The organism is Mesorhizobium sp. PL10 (assembly GCF_053714315.1).
This window is the reverse complement of sequence record NZ_JBSKBR010000051.1, coordinates 1-15,915: the sequence shown is the minus strand read 5'-3', so window position 1 is coordinate 15,915 and position 15,915 is coordinate 1. Positions and strand designations below refer to the sequence as shown.

Genomic DNA, 15,915 nt, shown 5'->3' with positions numbered 1-15,915 from the left:
CCCGCCAGCATTCTCATCTTGATTGACGCAACGCTCGCACCTTCATTGTCGCGCCGCACCGCAATCAGCAGCCATTCTTTCGCCGGGGTGATTGCTAGTTGAAAGGATCAAAGTTCGCCAGCTGAGGTCAGGCAGGTTGGCGTCCACCGCCCGCGATCTTGTGAAGGATCGACCCTCGACCATTTGATGAACCACGAAACTTAGCGTGTCTCGTTTCTTCGAAAAGGACATGCGTTCAGCGGCGTTTAGAACCAACGTCAGGTCATTGGCACTTGCTGCGGCTTCCTCCAACGCACGCTCTGATTTTCCCCAATGCTGAAGGCTTTTCGGGTTCCCAAACACTGCGGCGGCAACGCGCGCAGCTGTTGTCTTGCCCACGCTGCTTTCGCCAAATAGGTTGAAGCAAGGGAGTTCGGGTAGGCTTGCAAACCGCAGCAGGGGACCGCTTAGGCCGCACATAATCGAAAATGACACATAGTCCGAGGCTTTTGCAAACCGCCCGTACGTCTCGTTCCACTGCTGCAGGTCGCCTTTGAGACGCCCGATTTGCAGATTCTCTAGAGAGCCGCCTCCAAGCCAGACAAAGTTCCCTCTGGCCGGCCCAATTGTCCGCGTTGGCGTGATGAACGCAGTTGGTCTGCCCGCTTTCATGCCTTTCCATCCGGGCTTATCCGTCAGGACTCCATACTGAGGTGAGAGGTCGTCTACAAGTTGCTGAACTAGTTTGGCGTCTGATGCTCCGCGAAGCTCACATGTGTATCTCCGGAGTTCTCGTAGTATCTCCGAGGAGGTCATTTCGTTCCCGACCCTGCACGTTGCGAGCATGCCGTTTGCTTCCCCAGTCGGAACTGTGAACTCGATCGAGAGGGCGCCTGTGCGCTCGTGCTTCAGGCGGCGAGCAGCCCACTTTGACGCCTCCAGCTTTGTCTGGCGTTTTTGACCATTAGGCATCTGGCTTTCCTTCTAGTTGACGCACCCGTACTCAGAATCTCAGAAACTCAGAAACTCAGACAACATCCGGGGTCGAGAGTCCGACTTCTGGTTTGGGGGTGTAGTGTAGTGATGTGGATTGCCGAGAACGCATGCGACTCCGCTATCGGATGATGTGCGGAATGATCGCGAAGAGCGTTTTCAGGTGTTTTTCGTGACGACAAAATCGCGATCTAAAGGAGTTTCAATCCGTTTCCGTATCGGCGCATTCCAAGAAGAAAAAACCTGTCAACTGGGTGATGTTGACCAGCCCACAAAAGGAACTCGACGGTCTGCGCTGGGTGAAGCCAGTGCTTCGTTGGTCGCGCTCCTGACGTCTGTTTCTCGAACTCTACGCGCCTGGTCGGTCTGAATTTACAGACATAAGAGACCTGCCACTCCCAGTCAGTGATCTGGTCTGTTCGGTGCGGCCGCTTGGATGACTCGTTGCGCTGAAGGGTTCCCTTCAGAACGTCCAGATCGGCTTCATTTCCGGCTAGCGTCACGAAAGCGAGGTGCGGCGCCCAGTGCTCCTCATAGTGATCGTGGGCATGCACGTTGTGGCTAACGTCCAAGTAGCCCCAAATAGGTACACCATTGACCTCGGCTGCCTCGAATTTCCTTTGAAGGTGCCGCTTGATCGACAACAGCTCGATAGCTGCAAGCCTGCCGACAGGCCGGTGCAGTTTAGCTACGATCATGGTCATCGAGACAAGGTTCGTCTCTTCAGGCCATAGCTCAGCCAGCTCCGCCATGGCCCAGCGTTGTGCCGCTGCCGAACACATAGGGCAGGCGGCTGAATGACACCGGCGTAAGGGTTCGCAGGCCTCCAGGACGTTCGCTACAGTATGCCGCTCCTGTTCTCGACCTGTCCTGGAACATCGCAGGTTGGTTATCCATTCTCTCGACAGCTGTTGCAGGTCTTTGGGCGAAGGCTCCTTTGGTCGTCGTTCGGCCTTGGGGATGCTGAAAAACCACTCGGGGATGATGATGGACATAGTGGTTACCCCGCCGGTCTTGTGGTGGGGCGCATAGGGTCCTGGCTGACGACTACAGTCTCGCCAAATGTGCGGGCGTCCCATTCTGCGATCTCGCCTTCAGGCCAGTAACGACGTCCCTGCAGGTAGAGCGGTTCGGGAAAAGCGAACGCTGAGTTGTTTTGCCATCGATACAAGGTCCTTTCACCGATGCCGAAGCGCTCGCACACCATTTCGGCGTTTAGGGTTTTGATCGGTTTGCAGGAACTCGTAGTCATTTCTGGGAGGACTAGGGACATGTCGGTTTCCTTCGACGATTAATGAGCCACGGCAGGAGGCCTTGATCGCGCGCCTGTGCCATTGGGCTCAGTGTTTTTCCCGATTTAGGTCCACCTGATCATTCAAGGTGGATGAAGTTCTTTACGATGGGGAGACCCCGCAGGGAGCACGTTTGGCGGGGCCGCGAGGCCGAGCGTCCCATCGAGCGAGGGGGCCCTTTTGAGCTTCAGAGTGGGCAGTAGTGCTCATGGTCGTTCACCCCTACCGACCAGATCTTCGAGCCTCAGGACCTTTACGGACGGGCGCCTCCGCTCCCGACCACGCTTATCGGTGGCGCACCGAGGTTGAACGTCCCATTCGGCGAGCGCGGTCTCTTGCCAGTAGCGGCGACGTCGGATGTACATTGGCGATGGGAAAGCAAGGTCTTCATCTCGGGCCCATCGCCACAGGGTCATCGGGCTCACGCCATATCGAGCGCAAACCGATCTGGCGTTCAAATATCTGATCTCGTGGGATGTCATGTCGCACCTCGTTAGTTATCGAGGTGGGATGTAGCTTGGTCCAGGGAGGTTGTGACGGGTAGAACCGGACGAAACCGGTCAAAACCGCTCTTTGAACCTCGGCAATTGCTTGCGAAGTACCGCGGTAAAACGACGGATCTGTCGCTCATCTGGCGACTTGTCCATTTGATCGAAAAAGTCTTTCAACATGTCGTCGGTGGGAATCTGGTCATTTTCCACGACGAAGGCTGCCACGTAGGCTGCAGCATCGATCCAATACTCCATCATTGGGCGGCCTCCCGGATTCCGGCGTCTGGTTTTTGAATCGCCGATAGTCGCCACACCGGCCAGGCTTTCGCCCTTCGGGCCAAGGGTTTGGGCTTCTCGCCTATGTAGGATAGTTTCGTATTTACGCGCGTTGGGAAACTGGCCAAACATATCATTCGAGTTCAGGCGCACTTCATACGCTGTGTATGTTGTGGGTTCATCCTCGAGTTGTTCGACCCCATCGTTCAATTCTGTTTCATTGTCTGACCCTCCTTCTTCCCGGATGGCATTTGATGGGGGATCGTCTGTCTGGTAATCGCGCCAAACCAACTTGCCGTTGATTATATCGACTTCATTTGACTTGGGACGTTGTAAAGTAAATTCAACTTCATCAAGATAAAAAGTGGGTGCGGCGCTATTCCATAGGTTGGCGTCTATTGGACATTCAATTTGGTCTGCGTCGCGGCCGTCGTCATAGTGTGGTCTTAATATACCCGCGGTTGCTCGAATTTTGGATTCGGCCAATGCTGACAGCAACCGGCGCTCCGCTATAGCTTTGTCTTTAAGCGCCTTGCAAATCAGCCGGTAGGCTTGGCCCAGGTTCATCAATTCGTCTACGGTCACCAGCTCCTCCCAGTTACCGATCGACGGTTCGCGTGCGGCTACCGACGATTCTTCGCTAACATGCCTAGAGGTAAATCTCGTCGATGCACAATCGAGTTGTCAAAGCGCTACGGCAGCAAATATCCAAACAGACGGTGCCCGATTTAACGGACTTGAATTCGCAACGAATTCAACGATTACCCTGCCACCACACGCCATGGGTCGCGGCAGGGGTAACCGCAGGGGTTGATTGGGCTTTAGGCACTTTGCCTAAATGCTTTTTCGCGTCCGAAATTGCCGCATTGAAGTTCTTCCGGCTACACCAATGAATTCGCCCGTAGCCATCAGTAACGCCCATTTGGGCGAAATTCTCAAATGAGAAATCCCCATTCAATGGAAAAACGAAGCTGACGGCGTCACCCACCTCGACGCGTTGTCCCTTCGCTGTTGAGCCCAAATGATCGTAGTCGTGGGTAATGAACGCGCTCCGCGCCTTATGGAACGTTCGATTGAACCAAGATGGTCGGGCAACGACAACGCCAACTCTGTTTGGCAGTGGTCCCATGTTTAAGGCTTGAACCCAAAAGTCGGGTCCTATCGGATCGCGATGTTGTTGTAGGATCGACTTCACAGCAGCCGTGACGCGAAACGTCGGCTTTTGGATGACATCGCGATAGACGGTCCAGCCGGTGACAAAGATCGAAATGAGAAGTGCAACGAACGATATTGCGAGCGATAAATCCATTACCATAATCCGTTGGACAGAGACCGGTTTTGATTCTTGTCGAATATAAGGTGGTGCTGATTGGCAAAAAGACAGGACAGGATTGATCCAGCGACCGCGCTGCCACTGCTCCGCAAGTACCTTTCCGAAACCGATGACGCCGCATTCCTCTGCATGGTTTGGGCTGTGCACGCTATACAAGACGGGCGAAGCGGAAAGGCCGCCAGATTCCTTAACTATCCCAAGGAGGCGGTGACAAAAGACCTAACCTCGAAATACTCAGCGTTTCCATGGGACCTCGAAACTCTTATCACGCTCAATTTTAATACGGTGAAGGCGAGAACGCCAACCCGACTTTTGAACACGCGCGAATTCGAATCAGTTGCAAAAATAGTGAACCTTCTTCGTTCAGTTGAAGATCATGAAACGCCGGGAAGGGTCGACGATACCAACGTATTGATGGAGGTCCATCGCATTGGGCATCGCCAGTTTGGTTGGCAACGAAGATTTTCTAACTTCGCCGATATCTATCGATATATGTTCATTTACGGGCAGGGTGAATGTGCGAGCTATTTTGAGAGAAAATATGGAGTTTCTGTCTCGAATTTCTTGGGCGTAGCATTCGCCTATTTCAGCTATTTGATGAGCGGTCCGTGGTGTCCTCCAATTCCCAGTTTGGATATACTCGGAATACCATCGGACGCGTTAGAAAACAGTCTGAACCTTCTTTCAGGAGATATCTGGTTAATTCGGCATGAGTCGCGTCAGCTTTTGAGCAAGTTCGAGGCCAGCGCTGGTTCAACATTGCCGGTCATCTACGAGCCTAGCTATTTGCGCATCAAGCCTATTGTCCGTCGGGATTTGGGCTATCGCAAACAGTACATCGCGCCTTTGCCAGCGCTGATCGTCCTGCGAGCAACGATGGGCCTCTACTATGATATCCAAAGCGGTGGAACTGCCATCACGAATGACGCTACGAGCCGCTTCGAGGAATATGCTCGTCAATCGATCAAAGCGCATTGTCCCGGCTTCGAATGCGCTCCAGCTGTGAGGTACCGATACAAAAAGAATCCGGTGGACACGCCCGATGTCCTTTTGATGCAAGCTGGGCGTGTCGTTGCGGTCTTTGAATGCAAAGCAACCAAACTTACCTTTGAGGCCCAGTACGCTGACGATCCCGTGGAAAGCGCAAAAGACGGATACGCCCAGATCGCAAAGGCGATTTTTCAGCTTTGGCGATTCTTTTCGCATGTCCGACGAGGGATCATCGCATTTCGTGTGGATGCCGACGCGTCGGCCGTGGTCCTGACCATGGACGCCTGGACTCAGACGTCGCGCCCCCTCCGCGACAGGTTAGTCGCCGAGGCTAGGAGAATCTCTATCGATAAAGAGCCAGATATGATCGATGAAGACAGGCGACATCCTATCTTCTGCCCTATCAGGGAGTTAGATGTCATGCTTACGCTGTCGAACGAAGAGCAACTTCTCGCAGCCCTCAAGGCCGCCGCAGAGCCATACTATCAAGGCTGGAGCATTGAACAGGTGCGGAACGACGCCGTGCCGAAACTCGACGAGGCAAAGCCGTTTGCCTTCGATCCGAGCGAGCTACTTCCTTGGTGGAAAAAGAAGCCGAGTGGTGCCGCCTGAGCGACTCGAGCGCCGACCTAAAAACCTACTGGTCTACCATCAGAGCTAAGACGGCACATTTACCCCTGCAATTACCCAAGAGAAGCAATTCTGCATCTCCGAGAGTCGTAGAATGCACCTAAGTTATTGATTTTTCTGGTGCCCCCGGACGGAATCGAACCGCCGACCTTCGGTTTACAAAACCGCTGCTCTACCAGCTGAGCTACAAGGGCATGGCGCTCCGGTTAGCATATTTGCCGCGCCAGTAAAGACAAAACTCCGTTTTCGATTGCTAATGGACCCGGCCGGCCGGCCAGCGGCGCCATGCTGAAAACCGCCAAATCGGTTCCTACATATTGTGAAGGTGCAATCGCCTGGTTAGGGGGCTCGCATGATCAGACTTGTCATCATTCTCCCGCTCGTCGTCATTGCCTGGTTTCTCGCGGTGAAGCTCATCAAGGACGTGAAGAGCGCCAAAATCGACTGGACCGGCATCGCCACCATCGTCGGCTTCGTCGTGCTCGCCTTCTGGCTGCGGCATGTGACGGGGATGGGTTGAGCGAAGCGAATAGCGAATAGGAAGCCCTTTCCCTACTCGCTATTCGCTACTCCCTGTTCGCACTGTGTGGCGCCGAGGCCCGGAGAGCGATGAAAGCCGGTAACAGCAGGGTTTTTCAGGCTCGAGAAAAAATCTCAAACAACCTTCGAACCTTTTTCCTGCTCGCTGCGACAGACGATCAAGAGGCGGATGGATCGCCTCTCCAACGAAACAAGGAGATCGTCATGTTCACGCGCAAAATCGCTTCGGCCCTCATCGCCAGCACCGTCGCCGCCACCTCGCTGGTCGGCACCGTGCAGCCTTCGGCCGCCCACAGCCATCATCACAACCGCGAAATCGGCATCGGCATTGCCGCCGGCGTTGGCGGCTTCGTTCTCGGCAGCCTGCTCAGCCAGCAGCCGCGCACCGTCTATGTCGACGACGAGGGTGGTTCCTGGCACGTCCGCCGCTGTGCCAACCGCTACGCCAGCTACGATCCGTACTCCGACACCTATGTCGGCTATGACGGCTACCGCCACTATTGCCGCCTCTAACAGGTCGGCTTCAGGCAATGAAGAAGGGGCTCGCGAGCCCCTTTTTCATTTGTTCCCTAGGATTTCTGCGCGTCGATCGGCAACCCTGCTGCGCGGCAGGCATCCGCAATCCCGGCTTGCGGCGTGTTGCCCATTGCGGCGAGTTCGAAGCTGTTGTCGGCATCCGGATGGATCTTGCCAAGGAACGGTTCGTAGCCCGCAGGGGCGCCGGCAGCGTTCTTGTCCTGGACAGAGCCGCACACCACGATCTCCTTGCTGCCGTTCACCGTGCGCTCGCCGGCAAGGATCGGCCCGAACCTTGCGGTAACGGGATTTTTCAAATGCTGGCGCACGCCAATGGTAATGGTCTCCTCAAGCGCGAGTGAGACGGCGATGGGTTCGGCACGCTGGCTGCTGCCGGCGTCGGGCAGAGGTGACGTTGCCACGCAACCGCACAATGGCGCGGCGAGCAAATGCTGAATTGTTTTGCGCATCCTGCCCTTTTGCATGCATCCGGAGATCGCGGCAAGACGATCATCTAGTCGGCTCTGCATACGAGCGCTTCCATAAGGCGGCCGATCAGCCTGCTCTATGTCCGCCGATCATCTTCGTCACTTCAGCTGCGGCATCGCGCACCAGCGGCCCGATCTCGGCCAGTCGCTCCGGCGTCACCCGCACGGTCGGACCGGACACCGAAACGCCGCCGATCGGCTCGCCGAATTCGTTGAAGATGGCGGCGGCCACGCAGCGCATGCCTGGATGCCGCTCCTCATCGTCGACCGACCAGCCACGATGCTTAATGACGGCCAGATCGTGGGCAAGCGCCGAAATGTCGGACAATGTCTTGTCGGTAAAGCGCTGCAGGCCCGATTTGCGCAAAATAGTAGCGACGCGTTCCGGCTCGAGTTGCGCCAGCACTGCCTTTCCGATGCCGGAGGCATGGAAGGAACTGCGCGTGCCCGGGCGGAAGAAGGCGCGGATCGCCTGATGCGTCTCGACCTGGCTGACGAAGACGACGCAATCGTCCTCGGCGACGCCGAGATTGGCGGTTTCGCCGGTCTTCTCCATCAGCTCCTGCATGACGACACGGGCGCGGTCGACCAGCTTGCGGCTGCGTAGGAAGGCCGCGCCCATGCGATAGGTCTCGACCCCGATCGACCACAGCTGGTGGTTGGTGTCGAATTCGACCATGCCGTGGTTCTGCAGCGTCGTCAGCATGCGGTAGGCGGTGGAGGCGGCAAGTTCGCTGCGCCCGGCAATCTCGCTGAGAGACAAGCCGCTGCCCTCGGCAACAATCGCCAGAATGCGCAAGGCGCGGTCGAGCGACTGCACCGAGCCGGCCTCGGCCGGCCCGTTAAAGGCGCGCGGCCGGCCGCGCTGACGTTTTTCGCTGGTTTCCATGGCGTCATTCTCTCCGAATTCACCGAACAAGCAATGAAAAAGTTTTTCACTCATTTGCGTTGCCGGATTCTTGGAAAACGAAAAGCCAAATAGAATCAGGTGTCAGAAGCAGTTTTCTCGAAATGAAAAAATATTCTGAAAAAATTGAAAAATCAGAATGGCACTGGCATTATCAGCCAACCAACAAACTTGCGGAGGCTGGACATGGCCAGGATGCGCGCTGTCGATGCAGCGGTTCTCGTTCTCGAAAAGGAAGGCATTTCCTGCGGCTTCGGCGTGCCGGGCGCGGCGATCAACCCGTTCTACTCGGCGCTGAAGGCGAGGGGCACGATCCGCCACATACTGGCGCGCCACGTCGAGGCGGCCTCGCATATGGCCGAAGGTTACACGAGGGCGAAGGCAGGCAATATCGGGCTCTGCATCGGCACATCAGGCCCGGCCGGCACCGACATGATCACCGGTCTTTATTCTGCGGCGGCGGACTCCATCCCCATCTTGTGCATCACCGGCCAGGCGCCGCGGGCGCGGCTGAACAAAGAGGATTTCCAGGCCGTCGATATTGCCGCGATTGCCGCGCCGGTCGCCAAATGGGCCGTGACTGTCATGGAGCCTTATCTCGTGCCGATGGCGCTGCAGAAGGCGTTTCACCTGATGCGTTCGTCGCGGCCGGGTCCGGTGCTGATCGACCTGCCGGTCGATGTGCAGCTGGCCGAGATCGAGTTCGATATCGACGCCTATGAGCCGCTTGTCCCGTTCAAGCCGGCGATGACGCGCGCCCAGGCGGAAAAAGCGCTGGCGATGCTCAACGCGGCGGAAAAGCCGCTGATCGTCGCCGGCGGCGGCATCATCAACGCCGATGCGTCCGATCTCCTCATCGAATTCGCCGAAATATCGGGGGTTCCTGTTATCCCGACGCTGATGGGCTGGGGCGCGATCCCCGACGATCACCGGCTGATGGCCGGCATGTGCGGGCTGCAGACCTCGCATCGCTACGGCAATGCGACCATGCTGGAAGCCGATTTCGTCTTCGGCATCGGCAATCGCTGGGCCAACCGCCACACCGGTTCGGTCGAAGTTTATACGAAGGGCAAGAAGTTCATTCATGTCGATATCGAGCCGACCCAGATCGGCCGCGTCTTCGCGCCGGATCTCGGCGTCGTCTCGGATGCGGGGGCGGCACTGAAGATGCTGCTCGACGTCGCCACCGAGTGGAAGACGGCGGGAAAACTGCGCGACTGGTCGGTCTGGGCGAAGGAATGCCAGGGCCGCAAGAAGACGATGAAGCGCAAGACGCATTTCGAGCAGGTGCCGCTGAAGCCGCAGCGCGTCTATGAGGAGATGAACAAGGCGTTCGGCCGCGATACGACCTATGTCACCACGATCGGCCTGTCGCAGATCGCCGGGGCGCAGTTCCTGCATGTCTACAAGCCGCGCAACTGGATCAATTGCGGCCAGGCCGGCCCGCTCGGCTGGACGCTGCCGGCGGCACTCGGCGTGCGCGCCGCCGATCCGGACCGCACCATCGTGGCGCTGTCGGGCGACTATGATTTTCAGTTCATGATCGAGGAACTGGCCGTCGGCGCGCAGCACAAGCTGCCTTACATTCATGTCGTCGTGAACAACGCTTATCTCGGCCTGATCCGTCAGGCGCAGCGCGGTTTTTCGATGGATTTCGAGGTCAGTCTGGCCTTCGAGAACGTCAACCGCGCCAACGATCCGGAGGCCGGCTACGGCGTCGATCATGTCGCGGTCGCCGAAGCGATGGGCTGCAAGGCGGTCCGGGTGCGGAAACCGGAAGAGTTCGCCGGCGCGTTCAAGGAAGCGCAGCGCCTGATGAAGGAACATCAGGTGCCGGTTGTGCTCGAATTCATCCTCGAGCGCGTCACCAACATTTCCATGGGCACGGAAATCGACAAGATCACCGAATTCGAGGACCTTGCCGAAAGCCATGAGGATGCGCCGACGGCGATCGTGATGCTCGATTGAGTCTTGGCGGGATCAGGGAGAAAAAGAATGCCGCGTTTTTCAGCCAATCTGTCGATGCTCTTCGGCGAACATGATTTCCTCGACCGTTTTGACGCCGCCGCCCGCGCCGGCTTCAAAAGCGTCGAATATATCGGCCCATATGACCATGCGCCTGAGGTGGTGGCTGCTCGGCTGAAGAAGAATGGCCTCAGCCAGGTGCTGTTCAACCTGCCGGTCGGCGACTGGGCAAAGGGCGAGCGCGGCATTGCCGTGCTGCCCGACCGCGTGCCGGAATTCCGGCAGGGCATCGCCAAGGCGATCAGCTACGCGCATGCGCTCGGCTGCGAACAGGTCAATTGCCTTGCCGGCATCGCGCCGCAAGGAGCGGATCGCGCTGTGCTGGAAAACACCTTTGCGGAGAATCTCGCCTTCGCGGTCGAAAAGCTGGAGCAGGCCGGCATCCGGCTTCTGGTCGAGCCGATCAACACCCGCGACATTCCAAGCTTTTTCCTCAACACCTCGGAGCAGGCGCTGGCGTTGATCGACCGCGTCGGCTCGAAGAACCTGTTCCTGCAATACGACATCTATCACATGCAGATCATGGAGGGGGATCTCGCCCGTACCATCGAGGCAAACCTTGGCCGCATCGCGCACATCCAGCTTGCGGACAATCCCGGCCGTCACGAGCCGGGGACGGGCGAGATCAATTATCCCTTCCTCTTCGAGCATATAGACCGCATCGGCTATGCCGGCTGGGTGGGGGCTGAGTACAAGCCGAAGGCAGGCACCGAGGCGGGCTTGGGGTGGTTCCACGAGCTTGCCGGGCAGGGGAGCGCTGCGGCTTAAGGTTAAAGGCCCCCTCATCCGCCCGCTAGGCGGCCACCTTCTCCCCGAGGGGAGAAGAGATCGTCAACTCTGACGCCTGTCTCTTCTCCCCTCGGGGAGAAGGTGGCCCGAAGGGCCGGATGATGGGGTGTCTCACGCAATCGTTTGGAGAAACCAAAATGGAAACCATCGGCTTTATTGGCCTCGGCATCATGGGCGCGCCGATGGCGGGGCATTTGCTGGATGCCGGCTACACCGTCGTCGCCAGCGACCACCGTTCGAAACCGCCGGCCGATCTAATCGCCAAGGGCCTGAAGTCCGTCACCGGCCACGCCGCGGTGGCGAAAGCCGCCGACATCGTCATCACCATGGTGCCCGATACGCCGCAGGTCGCCGATGTGCTGTTCGGCGACAATGGCGTTGCCTCGGGCCTGTCGAAGGGCAAGCTGGTCATCGACATGAGCTCGATCTCCCCGATCGAAACCAAGACCTTCGCGAAAAAGATCAACGATCTCGGCTGCGACTATCTCGACGCGCCGGTGTCGGGCGGCGAGGTCGGCGCCAGGGCGGCTTCGCTCACCATCATGGTCGGCGGCGAGGACAAGGCGTTCGAACGCGCCAAGCCTGTGTTCGAGAAGATGGGCAAGAACATCACGCTTGTCGGGCCGAACGGCGTCGGTCAGACCACCAAGGTCGCCAACCAGATCGTCGTCGCGCTGACCATTGAAGCCGTCGCCGAAGCGCTTGTTTTTGCATCGAAAGCCGGCGCCGACCCAGCCAAGGTCAGGCAGGCGCTGATGGGCGGGCTGGCGGCGTCGCGCATCCTCGAAGTGCATGGCGAGCGCATGGTCAAGCGCACCTTCGCGCCGGGCTTCCGCATCGAACTACACCAGAAGGATCTCAATCTGGCGCTGGAAGGCGCCAAGGCGCTCGGCGTTTCACTGCCTAACACGTCGATCACGCAGCAGCTTTTCAACTCCTGCGCGGCCAATGGTGGGGCGAAAGAGGATCACTCGGCACTGGTTCGTGCGCTGGAGCGTATGGCGAATTTCGAGGTCGGCAGCGAAGCAGCTGCAGCCAAAGGAAAAGCAGCATAAGGTCAGGAGAGGGCGGCGCAACGTTCCCAAGCTGCCAAATCTTGTCCGATCAGAGAACGGGTTCCTGCACCTGCCGCCGGAGCCCGTTTCTCGTTTCGTTATGTCTCCTGGGCGGCCTGCCGTCTCAGCCGCGCTTCAAGAAAGCCCGCGCCGCATAAAGGCTTACCGCCGCGGCGTTCGACACGTTGAGCGAGCGGATCGCGCCGGGCATGTCGAGGCGGGCGAGGGTGGTGACCGTCTCGCGCGTCTTCTGGCGCAGGCCTTTGCCTTCGGCGCCGAGCACGAGGGCGATCTTGTCGCCTGAAAAGCCCTTTTCGAGTTCGACCGGGCCATCCGAATCGAGGCCGATGGTCTGGAAGCCGGCCTTGTGCAATTGGCCCAGCGCGTCGGCCAGGTTCTTCACCTCGATCTGGTCGATATGTTCCAGCGCGCCGGATGCGGATTTGGCCAGCACGCCGGATTCTTGCGGGCTGTGGCGGGCCGTGGTGATCAGTGCGCCGGCGCCGAAGGCGACGGCCGAGCGCAGGATGGCGCCGACATTGTGCGGGTCGGTGACCTGGTCGAGCACCAGCACCAGTTTCGTGTCGCCGAGCGCGTCGAGGCGCTTGGGCTTCAGCGGCTCGGCCTCGATCAGCACTCCTTGATGGACGGCGTCCGAACCGGTGACCTTGTCGATGTCACGGGGCTCAACCAGTTCGGCCTTGAACGGCAGAGCGGCGAGGTCGGCGATGGTCAGCCGCTCGGCGGCATTGCGCGTCACCAGCATTTTGCGGATTCGCCGGCGCGGATTGTCGAGCGCGGCGCGTACCGTATGCAGGCCATAAAGCCGCACCAGCCCGTCTGCGGCGTTTTCGCCAGGCGGGACCGGCTGGCGCGGCCGGAAGGCGGGCGCGCCGCCGGCCTTCTCGTCGCGATGGGCGCGGCGCAGCTTGGCGTAGTGGGTGTCTTTGGCGGTCTTGGGCTTGCTGTCATTGCTCATGGCCGGCTTCTATAGCGGTGTCGCAGGGGCATGGATACAGGCAGAAAGCCGGCTTGCCGGGCGGGCCGTCAAATTCAGCGCATTTTGCCGAGACGTGCGGTTGACACCCACTGGCCTTGCCGCCATAAGGCGCTTCGCTGATTTCGGACAAGACCTCGGTTTCGACGGGATCGGCGAGAATGCCTCGTTGCAAGGCTTCGACGGCAGGCTGGAGAGGTGCCCGAGTGGTTAAAGGGGACGGACTGTAAATCCGTTGGCTTAGCCTACGTTGGTTCGAATCCAACCCTCTCCACCACTGCCAGCCCGCGAGCCTTGAAACGACGCGCGGGTATAGCTCAGTGGTAGAGCAGCAGCCTTCCAAGCTGAATATGCGGGTTCGATTCCCGCTACCCGCTCCAAACTTCCATCACAATGACCTGTAAGTCGGAACGCTGCGGGATGCGCGCAGCGCGCTCCGTTCGTGTTCGCGCCGCCCTAGTTGTTGAACGCGGACGCGACCTGGTGCTGCTGCGGCACCTGGCCGTTCGGCGTCAGCTTGTCGACGATGCCGGGCAGGGCGGTGGACAATTGCTTGAGCAGCTCCTGCTCGTCGAGCCCGGTCCTCTGCGCGATCTCGCGGATGACCTGCGGACCGATCGCCTTGCCAAGATCGTTGGCGTTGATCGGCTGGTTCTGCCCGGTGCCGACCCATGAGTCAGCGACGTTGCCCTGGCCGGCGTCCTTCAATCTGTCGAGCAGTCCGCCCAGTCCACCGAGCAGGCCGCCGTCGCCGGAGGCGGTGGTTCCTGTAGGGGCGGGCGCCTGAGGCTGTGCGGGTTCGTCCGGCTGTTCGGCACTTCGGCTGCTCAGCATCTTTCCGACCAGCAGCGCGCCGAGCGCGATCATCAACGGCTTGGTGATGTTGCCGCCGGGTACGGCGTTGTCAAAAAGTCCCATAGGTCAATCCTCCATAGCGACCAAGCCCGTCCCATCGCTAGAATGGCGCACGCGGGCCGAATTTCAAGTTGGCTTGAGCTTTTGACAATCATGTGACCATGATCGGCCGGCAGGGGAATGGAGAGGAAAAATGGGCATCATCAGCTGGATCATCCTTGGCGCCATCGCCGGCTTCATTGGCAGCAAGATCGTCAACAAGACCGGCCAAGGCCTGATCATGGATATCGCACTCGGCATTGTCGGCGCCATCGTCGGGGGCCTGATCTCCAGTCAACTCTTCGGCGTGGGTGTCACCGGCCTCAACATCTGGAGCCTGATCGTCGCCATCGTCGGCTCGGTCGTCGTGCTGTGGGCCTATCACCAGATCAGCGGCAAGCGGACGCTTTAAGCGCCAAGGCTGCTCTAGAAGGTTTTCCGGCCAGGTCTGCTTCGATGCGTTGCCTGTAGGGGTCAGGCGACGACGGTCAGCCTGCGCTTGCGTTCATCCAGCGACACGATGGTCAGTCCGCTCGCCACCACCAGCAAGATGCCGCACACAGCCAAGGCATTCGGGAACTGTCCGAACACCAGCACACCTGAAATGACCGCCCAGACGGTGAAGCAGTAGTAGAACGGCGCCACGACGCCGGTCGGCCCGACGCGATAGGCCATGAAGATGAAGAAGTGGCCGAAGATCAGGAAAAACCCTGCGCCGGCCATCAAAAGCAGGTGACGGGCTTCCGGCATCACCCAGCGCTCGGAAACGAGATGCGCGGCACCCGCGCCGATCAGCACCACCACGACGGCGGAAATGGCGACGATCATGCCCGGCACCTCGGCCGGGACCCGCCTGCCGGCGAGATCGCGTGCCGCAGCCAATGCCGCGTTTCCGAGCGCCAGCAAGGCATAGACCGAGATGCCTTCCATGGTCGGCTGCGCCACCATGACGGCACCGGCGAAGCCGAGCCCGATCAGCGCCATGCGCAGGGCGCCGATCCGCTCGCCGAACAGGATGGAGGAACCGACCAGCATCAGAAGCGGGGTGATCTGCCCGAGTGCGGTCGAATCCGCGATCTGCATGTTGGCGAGCGCCACCACGTAGCAAAGGATCGCCGCCAGCTCGAGCAGGTTGCGGCGCAGCACTTTGCCGTCGAAGATCAGCGGGATCTGCCTGCCGTAGCCCAGCAAGAACAGCAGCGGCACGCCCCACGCAGTGGCCGCGACCCCGCGCAGGAACAGCACTTCATAGGACGGCAGGCCCGCGGTCGCGAGCTTCATCATCGTGTCGTTGACGAGATAGGACCCCGTCGAAACGATCATGAACAGCGGGCCGCGTATGGGGGTGGGGATGAAATGCATCGGACGAGCAAATCAGACCGGCGCCGCAGCGGCAATGGGCCACGCGCGGGCTGCCCATCCGGCAGGTAAAGGCCAGGAGACGGGCGGGAATTGCAGGCAGGCGGCGAAGCCTGCAGCCCCCATTTCATTTCCCGTCGCGCATTCCTATATCAGCGCCATATCCCCGCAATCGGATCATCGGTTCTGACCGAGTGGACAGCGCACCCGGCCACAAGGCACTTGTGTTTTTCGGCCGTAGTCGCTAATCGCCCCGCATTCGACTGAACTGAAGGTCAAGGCCGTCCAAGGAAAGAGACTATGGCAAAAGGTAAATTCGAGCGCACTAAGCCTCATGTGAACATCGGCACGATTGGTCACG

At 59.1% G+C, this 15,915-nt stretch carries 16 protein-coding genes, 3 tRNA genes and 1 pseudogene; 10 read left to right on the top strand and 10 right to left on the bottom strand.

Features of this window, described 5'->3' with window-relative positions; genetic code table 11:
* Positions 1-42 precede the first annotated feature (42 nt).
* The 4 genes from ACWGTO_RS31385 to ACWGTO_RS31370 all read right to left on the bottom strand — a co-directional run bounded on the left by ACWGTO_RS31385 (position 43) and on the right by ACWGTO_RS31370 (position 4,340).
* Positions 43-795, bottom strand: a complete 753-nt coding sequence (locus tag ACWGTO_RS31385; RefSeq protein WP_454578630.1) for a DUF927 domain-containing protein — start codon at positions 793-795, stop codon at positions 43-45.
* Between the two features lie 368 nt (positions 796-1,163).
* Positions 1,164-1,967, bottom strand: a complete 804-nt coding sequence (locus tag ACWGTO_RS31380; RefSeq protein WP_454578629.1) for a hypothetical protein — start codon at positions 1,965-1,967, stop codon at positions 1,164-1,166.
* A gap of 857 nt (positions 1,968-2,824) precedes the next feature.
* A complete protein-coding gene (locus tag ACWGTO_RS31375; RefSeq protein ID WP_454578628.1) occupies positions 2,825-3,616 on the bottom strand; it encodes a hypothetical protein in 792 nt (263 codons plus the stop codon).
* A gap of 169 nt (positions 3,617-3,785) precedes the next feature.
* Entirely contained in the window at positions 3,786-4,340 is a 555-nt protein-coding gene (locus tag ACWGTO_RS31370) for a hypothetical protein (RefSeq protein ID WP_454578627.1), read from the bottom strand.
* 60 nt (positions 4,341-4,400) lie between these two features.
* Here ACWGTO_RS31370 and ACWGTO_RS31365 point away from each other — a divergent pair, with 60 nt between their 5' ends.
* Positions 4,401-5,966, top strand: a complete 1,566-nt coding sequence (locus ACWGTO_RS31365) for a hypothetical protein (RefSeq protein ID WP_454578626.1) — start codon at positions 4,401-4,403, stop codon at positions 5,964-5,966.
* Positions 5,967-6,102: 136 nt separating this feature from the next.
* On the opposite strand, the gene ACWGTO_RS31360 is transcribed toward ACWGTO_RS31365, so the two are convergent.
* A tRNA-Thr gene (locus ACWGTO_RS31360) sits at positions 6,103-6,178 on the bottom strand.
* A 158-nt stretch (positions 6,179-6,336) separates the two neighbouring features.
* Here ACWGTO_RS31360 and ACWGTO_RS31355 point away from each other — a divergent pair.
* On the top strand, positions 6,337-6,504 hold the full coding sequence (locus ACWGTO_RS31355) for a hypothetical protein (RefSeq protein WP_454578625.1): 168 nt from the start codon (positions 6,337-6,339) through the stop codon (positions 6,502-6,504).
* A gap of 224 nt (positions 6,505-6,728) precedes the next feature.
* Positions 6,729-7,037, top strand: coding sequence for a BA14K family protein (locus ACWGTO_RS31350; protein WP_454578624.1), 309 nt, complete (start codon positions 6,729-6,731; stop codon positions 7,035-7,037).
* A gap of 56 nt (positions 7,038-7,093) precedes the next feature.
* On the opposite strand, the gene ACWGTO_RS31345 is transcribed toward ACWGTO_RS31350, so the two are convergent.
* Positions 7,094-7,462 carry a hypothetical protein gene (locus tag ACWGTO_RS31345; protein ID WP_454578623.1) on the bottom strand — a complete coding sequence of 123 codons (369 nt, stop codon included), beginning with the start codon at positions 7,460-7,462 and terminating at the stop codon, positions 7,094-7,096.
* Between the two features lie 133 nt (positions 7,463-7,595).
* Positions 7,596-8,417, bottom strand: a complete 822-nt coding sequence (bhcR, locus tag ACWGTO_RS31340) for an HTH-type transcriptional regulator BhcR (RefSeq protein ID WP_454578622.1) — start codon at positions 8,415-8,417, stop codon at positions 7,596-7,598.
* A gap of 204 nt (positions 8,418-8,621) precedes the next feature.
* Between bhcR and gcl the strand changes: the two genes are divergently transcribed.
* The 3 genes from gcl to ACWGTO_RS31325 all read left to right on the top strand — a co-directional run bounded on the left by gcl (position 8,622) and on the right by ACWGTO_RS31325 (position 12,304).
* Positions 8,622-10,403 (top strand): glyoxylate carboligase, encoded by a 1,782-nt coding sequence (gene gcl / locus ACWGTO_RS31335; RefSeq protein ID WP_454578621.1) that lies wholly within the window; start codon positions 8,622-8,624, stop codon positions 10,401-10,403.
* 27 nt (positions 10,404-10,430) lie between these two features.
* On the top strand, positions 10,431-11,228 hold the full coding sequence (gene hyi, locus ACWGTO_RS31330; RefSeq protein ID WP_454578620.1) for a hydroxypyruvate isomerase: 798 nt from the start codon (positions 10,431-10,433) through the stop codon (positions 11,226-11,228).
* A 158-nt stretch (positions 11,229-11,386) separates the two neighbouring features.
* Positions 11,387-12,304 (top strand): 2-hydroxy-3-oxopropionate reductase, encoded by a 918-nt coding sequence (locus ACWGTO_RS31325; protein ID WP_454578619.1) that lies wholly within the window; start codon positions 11,387-11,389, stop codon positions 12,302-12,304.
* A gap of 124 nt (positions 12,305-12,428) precedes the next feature.
* On the opposite strand, the gene ACWGTO_RS31320 is transcribed toward ACWGTO_RS31325, so the two are convergent.
* Positions 12,429-13,283, bottom strand: a complete 855-nt coding sequence (locus tag ACWGTO_RS31320) for a TrmH family RNA methyltransferase (protein WP_454578618.1) — start codon at positions 13,281-13,283, stop codon at positions 12,429-12,431.
* Positions 13,284-13,493: 210 nt separating this feature from the next.
* On the opposite strand from ACWGTO_RS31320, the gene ACWGTO_RS31315 reads away from it, so the two are divergent.
* Positions 13,494-13,578, top strand: a tRNA-Tyr gene (locus ACWGTO_RS31315).
* Positions 13,579-13,607: 29 nt separating this feature from the next.
* Positions 13,608-13,681: transfer RNA gene (locus ACWGTO_RS31310), tRNA-Gly, on the top strand.
* Positions 13,682-13,757: 76 nt separating this feature from the next.
* On the opposite strand, the gene ACWGTO_RS31305 is transcribed toward ACWGTO_RS31310, so the two are convergent.
* Positions 13,758-14,219, bottom strand: a complete 462-nt coding sequence (locus ACWGTO_RS31305) for a YidB family protein (protein ID WP_454578617.1) — start codon at positions 14,217-14,219, stop codon at positions 13,758-13,760.
* 130 nt (positions 14,220-14,349) lie between these two features.
* Here ACWGTO_RS31305 and ACWGTO_RS31300 point away from each other — a divergent pair, with 130 nt between their 5' ends.
* Positions 14,350-14,607, top strand: coding sequence for a GlsB/YeaQ/YmgE family stress response membrane protein (locus tag ACWGTO_RS31300; protein ID WP_454578616.1), 258 nt, complete (start codon positions 14,350-14,352; stop codon positions 14,605-14,607).
* 62 nt (positions 14,608-14,669) lie between these two features.
* Here ACWGTO_RS31300 and ACWGTO_RS31295 read toward each other — a convergent pair whose 3' ends face one another.
* The gene (locus tag ACWGTO_RS31295) at positions 14,670-15,557 is read right to left on the bottom strand and encodes a DMT family transporter (RefSeq protein ID WP_454578615.1); all 888 of its coding nucleotides are present in this window, start codon (positions 15,555-15,557) and stop codon (positions 14,670-14,672) included.
* A gap of 297 nt (positions 15,558-15,854) precedes the next feature.
* Here ACWGTO_RS31295 and ACWGTO_RS31290 point away from each other — a divergent pair.
* A pseudogene (locus ACWGTO_RS31290) lies at positions 15,855-15,915 on the top strand (GTP-binding protein); the annotation flags it as partial.

Excerpts from the sequence above, each read along its gene's own strand:
- ACWGTO_RS31385 (WP_454578630.1), bottom strand. The coding sequence starts at position 795 with ATGACCTCCTCGGAGATACTACGAGAACTCCGGAGATACACATGTGAG.
- ACWGTO_RS31380 (WP_454578629.1), bottom strand. The coding sequence starts at position 1,967 with ATGTCCATCATCATCCCCGAGTGGTTTTTCAGCATCCCCAAGGCCGAA.
- ACWGTO_RS31370 (WP_454578627.1), bottom strand. The coding sequence starts at position 4,340 with ATGGATTTATCGCTCGCAATATCGTTCGTTGCACTTCTCATTTCGATC.
- ACWGTO_RS31355 (WP_454578625.1), top strand. The coding sequence starts at position 6,337 with ATGATCAGACTTGTCATCATTCTCCCGCTCGTCGTCATTGCCTGGTTT.
- ACWGTO_RS31350 (WP_454578624.1), top strand. The coding sequence starts at position 6,729 with ATGTTCACGCGCAAAATCGCTTCGGCCCTCATCGCCAGCACCGTCGCC.
- bhcR (WP_454578622.1), bottom strand. The coding sequence starts at position 8,417 with ATGGAAACCAGCGAAAAACGTCAGCGCGGCCGGCCGCGCGCCTTTAAC.
- gcl (WP_454578621.1), top strand. The coding sequence starts at position 8,622 with ATGGCCAGGATGCGCGCTGTCGATGCAGCGGTTCTCGTTCTCGAAAAG.
- hyi (WP_454578620.1), top strand. The coding sequence starts at position 10,431 with ATGCCGCGTTTTTCAGCCAATCTGTCGATGCTCTTCGGCGAACATGAT.
- ACWGTO_RS31325 (WP_454578619.1), top strand. The coding sequence starts at position 11,387 with ATGGAAACCATCGGCTTTATTGGCCTCGGCATCATGGGCGCGCCGATG.
- ACWGTO_RS31320 (WP_454578618.1), bottom strand. The coding sequence starts at position 13,283 with ATGAGCAATGACAGCAAGCCCAAGACCGCCAAAGACACCCACTACGCC.
- ACWGTO_RS31305 (WP_454578617.1), bottom strand. The coding sequence starts at position 14,219 with ATGGGACTTTTTGACAACGCCGTACCCGGCGGCAACATCACCAAGCCG.
- ACWGTO_RS31300 (WP_454578616.1), top strand. The coding sequence starts at position 14,350 with ATGGGCATCATCAGCTGGATCATCCTTGGCGCCATCGCCGGCTTCATT.
- ACWGTO_RS31295 (WP_454578615.1), bottom strand. The coding sequence starts at position 15,557 with ATGCATTTCATCCCCACCCCCATACGCGGCCCGCTGTTCATGATCGTT.